This is a genomic window from Oscillatoria sp. HE19RPO, from assembly GCF_024220515.1.
In the GTDB taxonomy this organism is placed as follows: Bacteria; Cyanobacteriota; Cyanobacteriia; order Cyanobacteriales; family Laspinemataceae; genus Laspinema.
The window spans coordinates 20686-37294 of record NZ_JAMXOT010000141.1 but is presented as its reverse complement, the minus strand read 5'-3'; the positions used below and the strand labels follow the sequence as shown (position 1 = coordinate 37294).

9 protein-coding genes are annotated in these 16609 nt (G+C 47.0%); 2 read left to right on the top strand and 7 right to left on the bottom strand.

Annotated features, from left to right (window positions below):
• The first annotated feature begins 63 nt into the window (after window positions 1–63).
• Window positions 64–1266: a chemotaxis-specific protein-glutamate methyltransferase CheB gene (gene cheB / locus NG833_RS13530; RefSeq protein WP_254565812.1), complete on the top strand. Its 1203-nt coding sequence runs from the start codon at window positions 64–66 to the stop codon at window positions 1264–1266.
• A gap of 388 nt (window positions 1267–1654) precedes the next feature.
• Here the strand turns inward: cheB and NG833_RS13525 are convergent, their stop codons facing one another.
• The 5 genes from NG833_RS13525 to NG833_RS13505 form a co-directional block, all read right to left on the bottom strand.
• The gene (locus tag NG833_RS13525; protein ID WP_254565811.1) at window positions 1655–7006 is read right to left on the bottom strand and encodes an AAA family ATPase; all 5352 of its coding nucleotides are present in this window, start codon (window positions 7004–7006) and stop codon (window positions 1655–1657) included.
• Window positions 7007–7098: 92 nt separating this feature from the next.
• Window positions 7099–8196 (bottom strand): amidohydrolase family protein, encoded by a 1098-nt coding sequence (locus tag NG833_RS13520; RefSeq protein ID WP_254565810.1) that lies wholly within the window; start codon window positions 8194–8196, stop codon window positions 7099–7101.
• 28 nt (window positions 8197–8224) lie between these two features.
• Window positions 8225–8638, bottom strand: coding sequence for a nuclear transport factor 2 family protein (locus NG833_RS13515; RefSeq protein ID WP_254565809.1), 414 nt, complete (start codon window positions 8636–8638; stop codon window positions 8225–8227).
• A 38-nt stretch (window positions 8639–8676) separates the two neighbouring features.
• Window positions 8677–10962: a TOMM precursor leader peptide-binding protein gene (locus NG833_RS13510; RefSeq protein ID WP_254565808.1), complete on the bottom strand. Its 2286-nt coding sequence runs from the start codon at window positions 10960–10962 to the stop codon at window positions 8677–8679.
• A 194-nt stretch (window positions 10963–11156) separates the two neighbouring features.
• Window positions 11157–11627, bottom strand: coding sequence for a hypothetical protein (locus NG833_RS13505; RefSeq protein ID WP_254565807.1), 471 nt, complete (start codon window positions 11625–11627; stop codon window positions 11157–11159).
• Window positions 11628–11991: 364 nt separating this feature from the next.
• Here NG833_RS13505 and NG833_RS13500 point away from each other — a divergent pair, with 364 nt between their 5' ends.
• Window positions 11992–12567, top strand: coding sequence for a Uma2 family endonuclease (locus NG833_RS13500; RefSeq protein WP_254565806.1), 576 nt, complete (start codon window positions 11992–11994; stop codon window positions 12565–12567).
• A 143-nt stretch (window positions 12568–12710) separates the two neighbouring features.
• On the opposite strand, the gene NG833_RS13495 is transcribed toward NG833_RS13500, so the two are convergent.
• Together NG833_RS13495 and NG833_RS13490 are read right to left on the bottom strand one after the other, a co-directional pair.
• The gene (locus NG833_RS13495) at window positions 12711–13205 is read right to left on the bottom strand and encodes a chemotaxis protein CheW (protein WP_254565805.1); all 495 of its coding nucleotides are present in this window, start codon (window positions 13203–13205) and stop codon (window positions 12711–12713) included.
• Window positions 13206–13495: 290 nt separating this feature from the next.
• A complete protein-coding gene (locus tag NG833_RS13490) occupies window positions 13496–16339 on the bottom strand; it encodes a hybrid sensor histidine kinase/response regulator (RefSeq protein WP_254565804.1) in 2844 nt (947 codons plus the stop codon).
• Window positions 16340–16609 lie beyond the last annotated feature (270 nt).

Sequence of the window (16609 nt, the reverse complement as noted above, 5' to 3'; positions counted from 1 at the left end):
GAAACATGTCCCAAACTGAACCCGGGTGAGGGGTTCGAGGGTAAGCAGCAGCCAGAGTAAAGTATGAACAAAAAGCCGATTCGAGTTTTGTTGGTGGAGGATTCTCCCGTGGCGTTGATGATTTTTAAGCGCCTGTTGGGATCAACTCCGGAGATTGAAATTGTGGGGACCGCCGGGACGGGAATTGAAGGGTTGGAGTTGATACCCAAGGTTCATCCCCATGTGATTTGTACTGACCTCCATATGCCCAAAATGGACGGGTTGGAGTTTACTAAAGAGGTGATGGCAAAGTTCCCTTGTCCCATTTTGGTGGTCAGTTCTTCGGTACAAGCGGAGGATACTCACACGGTATTTAATTTGCTCAAGGCAGGGGCGGTGGATGTGTTTCCCAAGCCGCGCCAGGGGGTGATGGGGAATTTTGAGGCGATTCGTCATGAGTTGATTTCTAAGATTAAGGTGTTATCTGGGGTGACGGTGTTTACGTTGCATCGCCGGGGTGCTATAAATCGGGAGACGCAGCGAGTTTCTCCTGGGGTTGTTCCTCCTAGAACTCCGGGAAAAGTCCTCATTCCAGAACAGAAGCGGGTTGAGCCGGTGATTCAAACGGTGAAAATTCCCTTGTCTCACACCCCGACTCCTCGTTATCCCTCTGCGCCTGTGAGTCCAGATGTGACAGGGACGGGTTCATTTCGGGGGGTGAAAATCGTGGCGATCGGGGCTTCGACGGGAGGACCCCAAGCGTTACATACGATTTTGTCTCAACTGCCTCCGAAGTTTCCGGTGCCGGTGATTTGTGTGCAACATATTAGTGAGGGATTTTTGAAGGGGTTGGTGGATTGGTTGGGTTCGGAATGTCACTTGCCGGTGAAAATTGCCCCAGCAGGAGAACGACCCGAACCGTCCATTATTTATTTTCCCCCGGAACAAAAGCATTTAGAGTTTGACAATCAAGGTCGGTTTTTGTATTCGAGTATGGAGCCGGTTTCGGGACATCGCCCTTCGGTGACGGTGACGTTTAATGCGGTGGCGAAGTTTTATCGCCGTGCAGCATTGGGTATTTTGCTGACGGGGATGGGTCGCGATGGGGCGGATGGGATGTTAGAACTCTTCAAGCAGGGGGGGATTACCATTGCCCAAAATGAGGCCAGTTCTGTGGTGTTTGGAATGCCCCGAGAGGCGATCGCCTTAAGTGCGGCGCAGTATATTCTCCCGATTACGGAGATTGCGCCGATGCTCCTTCATCGCCTAATGAGCAGTCGGCATTAGTCGTTCTCACTTAGTAGAAGGCGATCGGCAGCAATTGTAAGGTGATAGTGATTCCCCTCAAATTTAAGCTCACTTCCGGTCCCCTCCCCTTGGCAAGGGGAGGGTTAGGGTGGGGTCCCCCTGACGTTTTGCCACATCAGGAAGAATGAGTGGGTAGAGGGTCATAGTGACGAAAGCGATCGCCACCTCACGAAGAAAGAGGTTAAACCAGCCTTTATACAGGTGCTTAAGCCGGAAAAAATGCGGGAGGTGGCGGTAAGCGCAGCTATCCCGTAGGGAATCGCCCAAGAAGAACCCCACCCTAACCCTCCCCTTGCCAAGGGGAGGGGACCGGAGAATGACCAAGGACCAATGACCAACAACCAATGACCAATGACTAACACCCCCATCATCGCTGCTTCATCACCACCAAAGTAATATCATCAAACACCTTCTGTTCCCCAATAAACTCCCGCACATCCTGAATCACCAATTCCCGAATCGCCTCGGCAGACTCCTGCCAATACTGGGACACCACCGCACACAATCGGTCCATCCCATAGAACTCTCCCGCCATATTTTCCGCCTCCGGTATCCCATCGGTATAAAGCACCACCCCATCCCCAGGATTTAACTCCACTTCCGCCTGAGTAATAAAATCAGAAATATCCAACTCTAACCCCACGGGAAATCCTAAATCCACCGTATCCAGTCGCTCAATTTCTCCCGTTCCTCGGACTACCAAAACCTCCTCATGTTGTCCCGTAATCCGCAACACGCGATCGGCATAATCCAGTAACGCTAAAGTCAGATTCTTATCCGTCCGCATCCGCTGCACGTTATCATGAATCATCCGGTTGATGGTATTCAAAAACTTCACATAATCGGTTTCATCATTCACCAACAAGGTCCGGACTGCCGTTTGCACCATCACCATCACCATTCCTGCTTCTAATCCATGTCCCGTGACATCTCCAATCCCGATTTTGATATGTCCCTCATGGTTCAACACATCATAATAGTCTCCCCCAATTTCATCGGCGGGTTCCATAAATCCCGCGATTTCTAACCCAGGAATTGCCTGCAATTCTTCGGGGTTCGGCAGCATTTTCTGTTGCAGTTGACGGGTGACATCCAGTTCTGCACTCATCCGCAGGTTGTCGGATTTGAGCAGTTCATTCAGGGCGCTGATTTCTTCGTTGGCTGAGGCGAGTTGGGCGGTGCGTTCGATGACTTTATCTTCTAAAGTGCGATAGAGTTGGGCATTTTCTAGGGAAATTGCGGCTTGGGCGGAGATGACTTGTAACAGTTCGATGCGTTCTTTTGTAAATGCGCCAGTTGCTAAGTTATTTTCCAGGTAGATAATGCCGGTGAGTTGTCCTTGGTTGAGGATGGGCGCACATAAGACGGACTTGGGTTGATTCTGAACAATATAAGAATCGGTGGTAAAAGTGCCAGCATTCGCCGCATCATTTAAGATGACGCTGGAGTGAGTGCGGGCCACATAGTGAACGATCGCACTCGACAGTTCCAGACTCTCTTCGATTGGCACCGACTGCACAGCGATCGCCTCTGAACCATTGACAATTCCCGTAGCTTCAATCGATAATTTTCCGGCGATGGGCAAAATCAGAAACCCTTTTTGAGCACCGGCATTCTCAATCGTCAGCCGCATCAATTTATCCAGCAATTGATCTAAAACAATTTCGCTGGCAATGGCTTGGGAGGCTTTGACAACCGTTTGGATATCTAATCCTTTCCCATCACGACCCGTTGTCGTTATGGGTACGGTCCCAGTTTCTCCACTGCGCTGGGTGACTTTAACTAGAAGGTTGGGATAGGTTTCTGATAGGGATTTGAGTTTAGCTGTTGCTCCCCAGGTTGCATAACAAGCGTAGGCATTTTTAAGGTAAAACTGCCCAATTTCTTCTCGGTCTAGGGTCAGATAATATTCAGCCGCTCGTTCGTAGGCTAATCCTTCTTCATGAATAAACCCTTGTTTTCTGGCTCCTTGAATCGCTTTTTCGTACAGGGTTTGAGCTTCCAAATGGTTGCCAGAGATGCGCGCCAGTTCTGCTTCTACCAAATCGTATTTGTTTTGATAATTCTCCGGCGCATATTTCGCCCATTCTTTCATTAATTCCTGATTTGAACGGGCTTTGTTCAGGAATTCTGCTTTTTTGAGGGGGGGGGTAGATTCGCTCTGGCAAACCGATACAAGGGCTAAAGAGTAATAGAATATATGCTGGGGAAAGACAACATAAGAAGCAGAACTCTCTCCATAAAGGTCGGCTTTTTGAGCAGATTCCAAGGCGCTATCGAACTGATTCAAATAGGAAAAGGCAATGGTTTTTGCTAAATAGGTGATAAACAAAAGCCATAAAGCATTGCCTTCCACCCATCCCGCTAAAAACTGTTCCTCTTCTTCCCAGGAATTGCCAATTATTAATCCGTAGTTCTCTAAATTTTCTTTCAGCAAATTAACAGCAATTCCCCTCGCCGCTTCTATGTAATAGACGGAATAGACTTGCTTTAACTTAATCGTCAATTGGGTATATTCTGCATAGCGCGGTGCGAACTCTGTTAGGTTATAGCCTGCAAAGGTAGAAAATAAGGTGTAATCGATGGCGTTATAGCAGGCATTCTCTAAATTTCCCGTTTCGATTCCCACCTGAACACCTTCTTGCATTTGTTCCAGGGGGATGGCGCGAAATGGGTCTTTCCAATGCCGGACAAACCCATTGCTGTAATGAGTAACAAGTGCCTTAAAATCGCGAACATCGAGTTGATCCACCAACGTTAAAGACAGTTGCCCAACTTGATAGCCGGAATCAATACTTTTCATTGCTCCACACAAAAGTTGCGCGTAAAAAATATACACGGCAGCAGCAAAAGGAGAATTGCCATGTTGGATACAAAGTCTTACGGACGTTAGGGTTACAATCGGATATAAGAGCGGATTAGTTATAATGGCAGCCGAGGTGACAATCAGTAAAATTCGGACAGCCGCAAGCTGATAGGGGTCGGTCATTTCCGGCAGATTGGCTAAATCCTCAATCTTTCGGTCACCCAATAGCTCTTTGATTACATTCTGTTCTGCTTCTATCTGTTCCGGGGTAGGAGTTCGAGGCAGGACTACACCCAAGGGTTCTAAAATTTCTAAAGCCGTCTCGATCGCCAACTGTAACTGAAATTGCGCGTACTGGGATTGAATTTTTAGCTCATAGATTTTGACCCGCTCAAGTAGAGATTGAGCTTCTTGCAAAACCACAGCCCCTAATTGTTCCGCCTCTTCAAACCGCGTATTCAGATAATACACTTCTACAGTTTCTACATGAAGTGCCAGCGTAAACTCATATTCAGTTTGCCAGCTATCTGGAGGCAGCAAGGCTAACCCCGCTTCTAAATATTGGAGAGCGGGTTCATAGGCGGTGGAATCCTTGGCTTTTTTTCCGGCTCTCAAATTCAAACGAGCCAGTTGATTTTTCTCAGCATCCGTCGCAATTAATTCAGCACCCTTGTTGAGTTGGTTGACAATATCAAAGATATTCTCTTCCAAGCTCTCCGGTGAGGTGTTCTGTAGGAATAACCGACCAATATTGAGGTGGAATTCTTTTTTCTGGGCTTCGGGAATCAAAGAATAGGCCGCTTGCTGAACCCGGTCATGCAAAAATTTGTAGGGAATATAAGCGGGATAACTGGCAAACAATTCCAGGGATGAATCCGGACTTTCTAACATAATCGCCTCTCGATCCCACAGCATCGGAGTTTTGTAGGCATCGGTCAAGGGGACAATCAACCCTTCTTGAAGCGCGGATAACAAATCGTTCGCGGTTGCTGAAAGAGATTTAGCATTGACCACCGACAAGGTTTCTAAATCAAATCGGTTGCCCATACAAGCCCCAAGTTTCAGGACGTTCTGGCTACTGGCATCGAGCTTGCCAATTTTATTAACCATTAACTCCACGACATTATCGGTTATTCCGACTTGTTGGATAGAGTCAATATTCCATTCCCAGTTCCCCGAGGCGTAGTTAAAAGATAGTAACTGTTCCTGATATAAATATTCCAGTAATTGAGTCAAGAAAAATGGATTGCCCCCAGTCTTACTGAAAACCAGTTCAGTTAACGCCTCTGATTCCGCAGTGGAAACATTTAAAGTATCTCCAATTAATTGGCTAACTTGTTCAATCAATAAGGGCTGAAGCTGAATTGCATCCACTTGAGTCCCCGCTTTTTGAATGCGCTCTACGGTTAAGATAAACGGATGAGTAGGACTCACTTCATTGTCTCGATAAGCTCCAATGGTTAGCAGGTATTGGTTGTCCGCATCACTCAGGAGTTGTTCGAGCAACTTCAATGAGGCAGAATCTGCCCACTGGAGATCATCGATAAACATCACGACAGGATGTTCGGCTTGGGCAAAAACACTTACAAATTGTTGAAAGACTAAGTTAAAACGATTCTGGGCCTCGGTTGGTCCCAACTGGGGAACGGGAGGCTGTTTACCTATAATTAGTTCTAATTCAGGCATCACTTCAATGATAACCTGAGCGTTGTTTCCTAACGCATTTAATAGCTTTTGCTTCCAGATTTGCAGTTGCCCTTCACTTTCCGTGAGCAACTGTCGGATTAATTCTTGAAAGGCTTGAATCAGGGAACTATAGGGAATATTTCGTTTAAATTGGTCAAATTTACCGGAGATAAAATATCCTCGGGATTTGACTAGGGGTTTTTGAACTTCATTGACTAAGGCTGACTTACCCACACCGGAATAACCCGCTACCAATATCAGGATGGGAGTTCCTTGACCCAGACTATCCCAACTGTTTAAGAGTTGTTGAACTTCCTGTTCTCTTCCGTAGAGTTTCTGCGGAATTTGAAACTTATCCGATTGGTCCTGAGTTGCTAGAGGAAATGCCGAAATTTCGCCGTTGGTCCGTAATTGATGTAAACAACTTTCTAAATCTAATTTTAACCCTCTAGCACTTTGATATCGCTCCTCGGCAGTTTTTGCCATCAGTTTCATGACCAAATCAGAAACAACCTGGGGAATCCTCGGGTCAATTTGAGCCGGTGGCACAGGTTTTTTGGCGATATGAGAGTGAACCAGTTCTAAGGGTTCCGTGGCTGTAAAAGGAAGTTGATGGGTCAGTAGTTCGTAGAAAGTTACCCCTAATGAATAAAAATCCGTGCGGTAATCGATCGCCCGGTTCATGCGTCCGGTTTGTTCTGGAGAAATATAAGCTAAGGTTCCTTCTAGGCGATCGGGGTTGAGAATCGTCGGATTTTCCCGAGACAAAACGCTGGAGATGCCAAAATCGATGATTTTAACTTCCCCAGCTTCTGGGTTATAGACAATATTCGAGGGGTTAATATCCTTGTGAATGATATTAGCGGCATGGATTTCTCCTAAACTTTCGGCGATGGCGATCGCCACCATCAGAAATTCCCCCAGGGGAAACTGGCGTTCCGTCATCCAACCCTTTAAAGATTGACCGCCAAAATCTTCTAAAGTCATCACCAGACTGTTCTGGTATCGGTGCAAATCGTAGACTTGAACCACCCCCTTCCCCGCCAAGGACCGGGTAATTTCATATTCCTGCTTGTAGCGGGTGAGTTCAGAGGGGTTGGGATAATCTTGTTTGAGAACCTTCAAAATCATCCGTTGATTGTCCCGCTCTCGAATCCCCCGATAAACTAATGAATTGGCACTTTCATAAATAGGGCTGAGGATTTGGTAGCCAGTTAAATCAGTCATTTTTAAACTCTCCTGAAATGATATTGAGTCGGTAAAGCTGGAGCATCACCCTATCCCCAAAATTTTGCACCCTACAGGTTAAAACCGCCATTTTACTGGGTGTTGAGTGATTCCAACCCATAAAAACGGACCGCGTTATCCCAAAGAATTTTTTGCACAAGTGTGGGGGAGAGTCGCTCTGCCAGAGCCACGGCTTCCCCCACAATATTAGGTTTATGATCCATGTGGGGATAGTCTGAACCAAAAATTAAATTATCCGCGCCAATATAATCAATCATCTGCCCTAAATACGGCTCCCCTGGCTCGATTTCGATAAAGCATTGACGGCGAAAATACTCCGACGGCTTCATCTTCACCCGGTCTTTAACCTCCCAGTAGAGGTTCTCGTACTCTTCATCCAGCCGCCATAGCCAGTAAGGTAGCCAACCACAGCCAGACTCCAGAAAACCAACTCTTAGCTGAGGGTGGCGTTCTAATACTCCTCCTTCAATCAATGCCAACAACGCCATCATCTGTTCCGTGGGATGAGAGCAAGCGTGCAGGGCAAAGCGAGTATCAAACCGATCCGCACCAGTGGTTGGCAATCGGCTGTGAGTCCCTTCATGGAGTCCCACCGCCATGTTTAATTCCTCGCATTGCGTCCAAAATGGCTCATAAGCCCGGTCACTCAGGATTCTTCCCTTGACTGGGTTGGGGCGCAAATACACTGCTTTCCAGCCAAACTCTGCTACCCTAAGCAATTCTATCACCATTTCCTCGGGCGCATGGCAGTTAATCGCTCCCACGCCTTTGAGCTTTTGTGGCGCATAGCTACAAAAATCTCGCAACCAATTATTATAGGCACGAGTAAAAGCCCCCGCCAGCTTGGGTTCCATGTTATCAATCGCTAACAGCCACAGTCCATAAGTTGGATAAATGAACGCCATATCAATCCCCATCTGCTGCATCGCCCGGACATGGGACTCGGCATCAAAGCCACTCAATACAGACATGGGGTGAGCCTGTTGGATTTGTTTGGCCCCTTCGCGACTGACTTGCTGGGAAATTTTATGAGTCACGGGCTCCCCCTTGATTTTTAAATCCGGTGATGGGGCAAAACTTTTAAAGGCCGGTTCTAAATACTTTTCCCACATATCAGGCGGTTCAAATACGTGGGAATCCGCATCTATGATTTGATATCCGTTCAGCATTCGTCTGGTTTATGAATGGGATAATGGCTTAAGCCAGAGCTTTAGAAGTGACTTCCGTATTGTCGTAACAGTAAAGGGAGGTAATTTTGGACTCATCATTTAGCTCAAATAACCACGCCCCCTGACTGATATGGGGTTCGGGCAGGTTGGGTTCTTCTGAACTAAAAACTTCTTCCACGAGAGCTACAACTTGTTTCCCTTCAGCCAAGCAATTGACTACTTTGATAGTTTGGGTGATATTTTTTTGAGATAACTTACCGATGAGTAACCCAAAAAATCTTTCGACTTCTTCAATTCCCGTGAATTTACCAAAAATCGGATTAGTATTTGAACCCGGAATGCAAAAAACCACACTTGGATCTAAATCGTCCATCGGATTTCCTTGTCCATGCAATTTTTTTTCAATCCAGTCCGTGACCACCTGTTTATTTTTCTCCGTCATAGAAAATACGCTCCTTCAAGGTAAGTATCTAGCTTATGTTACATCCACATAGGAAATGGGTTGAGTTGATCTTCGGGAGTCAGTTCTTTTACCCAACCCAATTTAACCGGAACCTCATACAGTCGTCCCTCACCCAGCCGTTTCCAAAAATGGCGCATTCCTGGAACAATCACTTTAACAGCTTTCAATCCGATATCAACTCGGGACCGATCCAAGACCAGCATTTCCATACCCTGTTGCTGGACAATCTGCTGACAAGCCCTAATATCCTGTAACAGGTCGTCACTCCACAGTTGAGGATAATCTGTCGCGACTTTCAGAGGGACGCTTCCATTGCCAACCAGGTAGGGCTGATTTTCTAAGGTAGCAGTTTTCCACCAGTTTATAGCCAGTGGGTCATAGGAGCGATATTCGGTGGTCCCATCCGCATGGGCTGATAACACCGCAGGAAGGATTTGATTCACCTCTGTTAATGCTCTTTGGATTGCCAATTTGGGATCAAAATGAGCACCGTAACCCAACACGATGTCTTCTACTGGGCGATCAGTTCGGCGAGTCACTGCGGCAAATGTGGGAATATTCAGATCGCTGGTCAGATCCAGAACCCAGATTTCTCGATGCAGGGTTTGATAATAATCTTTCAGAGCTTGAAAATAGGGTTCATCAAAACTTTCTAACTCTACTCTGGGTCGCTTCACGCGATTGTACCACCACAAGGCCACAGAATCCCGCTCTACCAATTCCAGAAAGCCTTGCAAAATTGCTTCTTCTAGACTGTTTCCCGCCGCGCATCCATTGGTATCTGCCCAACAGTCTGGCTTGACGGGTTTGGGATAGCCATGATAGCAATAAGCCGTGGGGAGATACTTCCAGTCTTCATGAGTTAACGACCAAACTGGCGTCCAATCAATTTCTCTCTCCTCATCAAACGGTTCCGGAACTCTCTGAAAAAAGCTCGGACAACTCGCATTCCATTCGATCCTATTGTTGTATTGGTCTGGGCTGAAATTCATGCACCAATTGGGATGAATTGCTTTTTCTCCCAAGGCTTGATAACTACTTTGATGGCGAATTTCATCTCCTTGAAACACGCCAGAATATCGTTCGACTGCCTCACCCAATGCGCTGGCTCTTGCTTGAGCGTCCGTCCTTCCTTTCCCCGCACTTCTGCCCATGACATTTTGCCGCAAGGAGTGCAAATCGTCAAACATTGAAGCAAAATGATGTCGAGCCGCATAAATATGGAGCAACTGATTAGAATCGGGTGAGACATTTATCAGTTCTCGAACTACGCCAGTAATCGGACTAATCTGATGTTGATATTTTTTGAGAGTTTCTTCCGGTGACAAGCAACGGTGTCCCCCATCAGCGGTAAAAACTTTTTTCCGATGTCCTAAGACAATAGGAATCGGTGCACTGTTTAACCCGGTTTGAATTTCTCCACAGACTGGGCATTGAGGACGCTTGACTAAAATATGATTTTGAGTCTCTAAAGACAGGGTATCGTAGGTAACCAGAATTCCTTCTAGCCGTTTATTCTCGCCTCGAACAACCCATTTAAACACTTCTGTAGCCGCCATGCCTAACGCAGTTTGCAGTGTTGAGGGAAGGGTCACCTGTGGAATAGATAAAGGGGTAGAAATATCTGACTGTCTTCGGATAAACTCTTCAATGGGTCTGTTCCCTCGCAACCGTTGCGCTAGACATTCCCAACACCCGGTCTTTTGCGGGGAAAAGATGGGTCCTAGCCAAACAACGGTTCCCACAGGTTTTACCAGCATCCAAGGGCGCTGGTTTTGTAATGCCTGTTTGTTAACCTCCTCCAATTCTTCGTGGAGATAATCCTCAGTGAGGACAATTTCGATATCTCCTTCATCACAGACTTGTATCCCCAAGGTTTCAAGAGAGGGTATTAAGTCGGAAGGGGACAGCGAACCGTAAGCCTTGACTACAACTTTAGTCGTTTGCAATCGATGGTTAGCATCCTCAGTATCAATATTTAACGTATCGCAAAAAGCCGCTAAATTAGAGGGTAGGGTATTATTAAATTCAACAAGGTAACCCTGTCTTTGCATCTCCACCAACGCAGAAAAAGCCTGAACTCCCGCCGCAATAAAATCTTGAATAGTCGGGTTTTCCGGAAGTAAATCGGGAATAATTTCTTCAACAATTTCATCAACTGTACGATTACCGTCGATATAGGAGGCTAATAACTGGTGAGTCGGATTGCTAATCTCTACGGAGCCTCTTTCGGATACTAAAAAGATTGCATATTTTGTATTTTTAAAATTAAATTTCCGTTTAAACCGGGGTATTGATAGCATAATTTTTCAATCTTCAACCTAGAGCAATAGTTGCTCATTGTTTTTAACGCATAAGAAGTGCTTTAACATACCTAAAAAAAGAATATAAATTCCTGCATTTTAACTGAATTAAAGCCTCTCTTCTTTTTTCTCTTATATAGCGAGTCTATTTCAATAAATTGGTTATAAAGAAAGGAGGACTCGCTATAGTTTTTCTACGAAGTTGCTAAGGGAATGTAGGGATTTGGCGGCACAGGAAAGGGCTTGTCTGGGTCGTCGTAATCTGCTGTCTTAAGCCAATTATTGCATATTTCAATCCATTCGTGTAATTCCTGTTTTGTAACACCTGTTTGAGGCCAAGGAGCATAAGGAATTTTAAAGACCATCTCAAGACCTTTTTTTGGATTCTCCCAGCTAGAGGCTTCGCTAATTTCAACAGACCCGAGAAAAGAGTCCGGATCTATCTCTGCCGTTAACCAGTCAGCCGGGAAAAAAATTCCTTGCTTTACCAGCGCTTTATGTACCCCGAGTTCATTAATATCATGTTTGAATTGTTCGCCCTCATCTTGGTTGAGCCAAGCAAGAACAAGAAGTTTAGAGATTTGGACCATCGTACGCCGAATCTGTGGAAGCCCTGAATTATTATATCGGTCTAGGCGCATTTCTTTTGACATTTGCTCGGACATTTGCTGGACTCCTTTTTTCGTTGAACTGGTGCTACTGAGCACCTTACTATCCCAATTTCGATACAAATCTCTCTCAGAATACTATATTTTTTCACGAAGGGAGAATTTCGCTATAAAAATTTACATTACTCGGTCGGCCTGTTTAATCCAGGCTTGAGCCGCCACAGTTAAGATGTCCTCCCAGTTGAATGCCGGTTTCCACAATACTACAAACTCAAGAAACGTCTTGCTCTCGGGAGTGAGAATTCGTCATGAGGACTTCCCCACCCCTCCATCAACTCAGGAGAAAGGACAAATGACAAATGACAAATGCCGATCGCCCCTGGCAGATGATAAAATTAGGTGAACGGTTCACGAGGTCAGCATGGGCGATCGCCAACTTAACAGTTACACCCTCCCTTCCCCTGATTTAGCACCGGAGAACGGTCTAGTTCTACCCCACTCCTTTACCTCCGAGCAGACTCCTCTAGCTCAGAACTGCCCCGCTCAGGAACGGGTTACCCAGACTCTCTCCCAGCTATTAATCCAGCACCTGCGCGGCACGAATGCGATCGTTTCTCTTCATCCGAGGCCGGTTTATATTGAAGCCGCATCTGCCTACTGTTATCCTGATTTAATGGTCACCCATGACCCTCGGGATTTAGATTGCCGCCACCGACTCGATGGGGTGATTCAATATCCCTGCTTGATTATCGATGTGATATCTCACCCCTATCCGGGCAGTGAGAAACTCGGTCAATTTGAGCAGTATCGTCAAATTGAAACTTTAGAGGAATATGTTTGGCTTGATCCAACTCAACCCAAACTTAACTGTTTGCGTCAAATTGAACCGGGAGTTTGGGAAGCCTATCTCTATGAGTCGGGGGATGATGTTTATTTAGATAGCCTGAGTTTTCTAATCGAAATTGAGGCTATTTATAACCGGACCTTGATTTCATGAGGTGATTCCTAATACGGAATCCGGTTGTCAAAGGTCTGTAAAAACCCGCACCCTGAAGGGTGGGGCTATACGGACGAAGCCCGCCTGCGCGGGCTAAGAAAGAAAACCGACTTTTAACAACCGGATTTGGTATAAAACCCGTCTCAATCCAGAAGTTTATCCAAGTTCAGATAGAAGGCGACGGTACCGGCATCGGTGGTAATAATTTTTTCCACTGCTGCCGGTGCCCCATTTTTACCGTCCTTGCCTTGTCGATAGGAAGCGGGAATTTCTGCAAATTTATCTTCAGGAATGTCTAAAATCGCGGGTAAATTTTGGAGGGGAATGCCAATGCGATCGCCATTGGTGAGGGTGCAAACAATTAAATAAGAATGCTCCTCCTGAACGGGGTTAAGGGTGAGAAATAGCTGGGATAAATCTAACAGCGTAATCAAATCTGCATCAATTTTAACTAAGCTGCGGCCCCCTTCGAGAGTCCCCTGGGCGGTAAAGTCGGTGAGGACACGCTGCACCCGTTCGATGGCGATCGCGTATGTTTCCCCTGCGACTTCAAAGAGGACGATTTTGCGCGTTGGGGTGCGCTGAATGGCGGCTTTTTTATTGTGAAATCGGCGGCTGTATTTAGAGGGTGAGAACATAGCAGGGATGCTCCTTTAGGGGGGAAGGGATTGAGAATAATTTGAGATTTAGGACAGGGAGCAACAACCGGCGGGGGTTTTAACCCCCGCCTAACAGAATCAAGTCGGTTGAAACCGACTAAAAGTCTTATAGGATGGTGTTTTTAGTCGGTTTCAACCGACGTAGGGGCGCTTCGCGAAGCGCCCCTACAGGCCGCCAATCGTTTTAACCCCCGCCGGTTGTTGCTACTACTACTACGAACATTGGAAGAGAACGACAGCAAGTCGTTACTACGAACGGGAGGAAAATGCTATAGTGTTGCTCCGATTAATTGAGCGATCGCCTCTAATAACTGACGTTCATTATAGGGTTTAGTAAAATATTGAACTGCACCCAATTCCATTGCTCGTTGTCGATGTTTAGCACCGCTGCGGGAGGTTAACATTGCCACTGGAATATCAGAAAAATGGGCATTTTCTTTGACCGCTGCTAGAAATTCAAATCCATCCATGCGGGGCATTTCAATATCTGCAATAATTAAAGCACATTTTAACCCGTGATGCAATTGTTCTAAAGCATCTTGACCATCTTTGGCCTGAGCAACACGATAGCGAGCGCGGGTGAGGGTTAAGGAGAGCATTTGGCGAATAGTATAAGAGTCATCAATCACTAAAATTTGGGGTTGAGAAGGCAGGGGGGGAAGCAGGGGAACCGGAGGATGAGGGCCTGGGGAGATGCGGTTCTGAGGAGTTTCGGGGGGGAGCACCACGGCTTTTTGGATGTGAGGATGGAGTTGTCCAATTAAGTCATCCACATCGAGAATGCTGACGACTTCGCCATCGCCGAGAATCGTGCAACCGAGGATGCCGGTGGGTTTGGATAAGGGTTGGGGGAGGGGTTTGACCACGAGTTCCTGTTGTCCGATGAGGCGATCGACGACGATCGCCAGAATCCCTTCACTAGAGCTTAAAACCAGGACCGGCATATAGTCTTCCCCAACCGGAATCGGAGAAGGAACATCCCGAGAGGACTCGTTGTAATGGAGTAAATGATTCAAGGGAACCAAGCGAATATACTCCTCACGCCACCGTAACATGGGTTGATGCATGGCCATTTGGATTTCACTGGCGTTAACGTGCAGAATTTCTTCTACGGCATCCAGGGGTAAGGCGAGGGTATGATGTTCGATGCGAACTAATAAGGCATCGGAAATCGAGAGCATCAAGGGGAGTTTAATGATAAAGGTGGTTCCCCGACCGAGGCGAGAGTCTACTTTAACCGTGCCTCGCACTTGGCGCAGATTGCTTCGCACGATGTCTAACCCGACCCCACGTCCGGATAAATCAGTTACCTCACTTTGCGTACTAAATCCGGACCAAAACAGGAAGTCATAGAGTTCATTGAGAGAGAGTTCCAGCGCTTGTTCTTCGGAGACGAGATTCAATTCAACCAGACGGGAACGAATGGTTTCCGGGTCGATACCTTGGCCGTCATCGGAGATGGTGATGATGGTTTGTCCCCCTTGATGCCTTGCTTCGATTTCGATTTGACCATTGGGAGGTTTCCCTGCTGCTTTACGCTTTTCCGGGGTTTCGATGCCGTGGTCAAAGGCATTTCGCACTAAATGAACTAGGGGGTCGCGCAAGGCGTGTAATAAGCTTTCATCGATTTTAGTATCTCGTCCGATGAGGAGGAGGTTGACATCTTTATCATAAGTGCGAGACATATCGCGGATGGCGCGAGGCAGGTGATCCACGGCGCGACTGAAACTGACGACGCGCAACTGCATGACTTGAGACCGGAGGCGATCGCAGATTCGTCGGAGGCGATCGGTGCTCCGGTCCAGATTGAGGGCTACTTCGTCGATTTTAGCACTGGAGTGGGCGATCGCCTGGGTGGTTTCAATGGTTTCTCGGGCCGTTTCATGGAACTCCGTATAATGATCCATTTCTAGGGCGTCGAAACCGAGGGGATGTGCGCTGTGGCGACCCTGATGGCTTTTTTCTCCGGCAAGGCGGTCATATTCTTCCCGCAGTTGTACCCCAAATTGATTCAAATCGCGGATATGCCGTCGCAGGCGTTTGACTTCGGCGCGCAGTTGGGTTTCCTGGACTTCTAAATGGGTGCGGTTAATCACTAATTCTCCCACCAGGTCCACCAGTTCCGTGAGGCGATCGAGTTCAACTCGGATGGTGGGTTTGACTCCGGATTCGCTGGGGGAGGAAGTCGGGAGTAGGGAGGGGTCGGCAGGAGGGACAGTTGGGGGTTTGTCCGAGGGAAGGATCTCTGGGGGAGAGGGGACCGGAGAAATTGCTACATCCGGGTTAGGATGAGGAATCTCCATCGGTTGTAAGACGATGGGTAATTCTTGTAAGACTTGTTCCCGGAGGGTTTCTAAATTTTGAGCGATCGCCCAGCCCAATTTTTTCACATCTTCTATGGACAAATTGGGGGTATCCACAGCAGTCCGTAGCGATTCGGCAATTTGTCCCAGTTCCGAAAGTTGCAACATGGCCGCTAAACCCGAAAGCTGATAATAAATTTCATTAAAAACCTGAGAAGATTTCTCTAGGTTTTCCTCTTGCATTTGCGAGAGTTCGGTTTCTAGGCGGTTAAAGATGGGGGGTAAATCCTGTTTGAAAATGGTTTGAATGACCCCGGTATTGGCGGGATGTTTTTGCATCCAGTCTGCGGGTTCTTTTAATTCACCGCATTCGGATTCTAGTTCTTGTTTGATGCGGGCGATCGCCTCCAAATCCTCCTGGAAATCTTTGGGGTCTTCTGCTTTCTGTTCCTGGACCAGGGCAGTGGATTGGGCCGTGAGTTTTTTTAACAGGTCAACCCCTTGGAGGAGTTGAGTAATCGCACGGCTACTCAGGGGAGTATCTTCTTGGCGATCGCGCAAAATTGCAAAACAATCTTCTATCCGGTGTGCCGCAGTTGAGAGGGACTGAAAGCCAAACATCAACGCCGAACCCTTAATGGAATGCGCGGCCCGAAACATTTCCTTAATGGTGCTTTTTCGAGCTTCTGCGGTCTCAATTTGTTCCATCGCCAACAATTGAGTTTCTAACGCCTGTAAAAACTCATTGGTTTCAGCGATAAATGCCCCGAGCAGTTCTTGAATATCGTTAAAGTCCATTAATGATGACATGATGGTTCAGAGTAGAAATATCCGTGACCAAATGTGACGAAATTGTAGGCAGGTTAAGCCATTCCGGGTTAGAGATTTGTTGATGATGAAATCAGTCGATGCACCGTTTAAGCTCTCTGATTTCGACCTTTCCCCAGCCCCTTGCTAAGAGGAAAGGGAGGAAGAACCTCTCCCCGGCCCTCTCCTGAGAGGAGAGGGAGGAAGAAGGAATAAATATCGTTGCGCGAAAGAAAGGCTTTCCGGCTCCCCCTTCCCTCCCAGGGAAGGGGG

Excerpts from the sequence above, each read along its gene's own strand:
- cheB (WP_254565812.1), top strand. The coding sequence starts at position 64 with ATGAACAAAAAGCCGATTCGAGTTTTGTTGGTGGAGGATTCTCCCGTG.
- NG833_RS13525 (WP_254565811.1), bottom strand. The coding sequence starts at position 7,006 with ATGACTGATTTAACTGGCTACCAAATCCTCAGCCCTATTTATGAAAGT.
- NG833_RS13520 (WP_254565810.1), bottom strand. The coding sequence starts at position 8,196 with ATGCTGAACGGATATCAAATCATAGATGCGGATTCCCACGTATTTGAA.
- NG833_RS13515 (WP_254565809.1), bottom strand. The coding sequence starts at position 8,638 with ATGACGGAGAAAAATAAACAGGTGGTCACGGACTGGATTGAAAAAAAA.
- NG833_RS13510 (WP_254565808.1), bottom strand. The coding sequence starts at position 10,962 with ATGCTATCAATACCCCGGTTTAAACGGAAATTTAATTTTAAAAATACA.
- NG833_RS13505 (WP_254565807.1), bottom strand. The coding sequence starts at position 11,627 with ATGTCCGAGCAAATGTCAAAAGAAATGCGCCTAGACCGATATAATAAT.
- NG833_RS13500 (WP_254565806.1), top strand. The coding sequence starts at position 11,992 with ATGGGCGATCGCCAACTTAACAGTTACACCCTCCCTTCCCCTGATTTA.
- NG833_RS13495 (WP_254565805.1), bottom strand. The coding sequence starts at position 13,205 with ATGTTCTCACCCTCTAAATACAGCCGCCGATTTCACAATAAAAAAGCC.
- NG833_RS13490 (WP_254565804.1), bottom strand. The coding sequence starts at position 16,339 with ATGTCATCATTAATGGACTTTAACGATATTCAAGAACTGCTCGGGGCA.